Here is an 852-nt window from a genome sequence, read left to right as displayed (position 1 = left end):
CCAGCGTTCGCTTTCGTGCTGCCGATTCCCGAGTATCGGCCGGTGCCGGTGTGGGTGGCGCCGCCGCCGCAGATCGAGGCGCCGCCAAGCAACATCATCTACAACAACATCCACAACACGGTTGTCATCAACAACACTACCAATCTGGTCACGATCACCAACCCGCAGGGCCAAGCCCAGACGGTTACGCCGGCCGTTGCCGCCGCGCCACCGCCTGCACCGCCGGCGCCTGGACTGCCCCCGCCGAGCCCGCCGCCTTCGCCACCATCGCGAGCCGGCGTCGCCGCAGTTGGTGCAGCAGCGGCTGCTGCCGTTCTTGCACCCACCCTGCCCCCCTCTGTCGCGACAAGGGCGGCCGTAACACCCAATCCTCAACCCGCTCCGCCGGCCAAACCTTTGGCTCCGGGCGGGGTCATCCGCACGCAACAGGTCCAGCCACCGGCGGCTCCGCCAACTACTGCTGCGCCGACTGCCGCCGGCACGCCGTCCCGTGCACCAACTGCGGCCGGTACGCCGTCCCCCGCACTAGCAACTCCTCCGCCTGCAGGCGCCAGACCGGGCGCAGCCGCGCCGTCTGCGACCCCACCTTCGCCTTCTCGGACGCCGGGCGCGCAGGCATCGCCACCTGCCTCCGGGGCGCCGACGGGACCGGCAACGCCCAGCCAGGGCAAGCAAATCGGACAGCCGCTTCCCGGTGCGACTGGAGGTCAGCCGCTGCCGCAGACGACACGGCCCACTGGTTCTCAGACGCCAAGCGCGACCACGCCGGGCGGGACAAAGGCCGTACCAGGCCCATCGCAAAGCCCTACCGGCAATGTGCCGCCACAGCCGCCATCGACTGCCCCGCCGAAG

Origin of the sequence: Bradyrhizobium centrolobii (assembly GCF_001641635.1) — a bacterium.
In the GTDB taxonomy this organism is placed as follows: Bacteria; Pseudomonadota; Alphaproteobacteria; order Rhizobiales; family Xanthobacteraceae; genus Bradyrhizobium; species Bradyrhizobium centrolobii.
Note: the sequence above shows the minus strand (reverse complement) of the source record.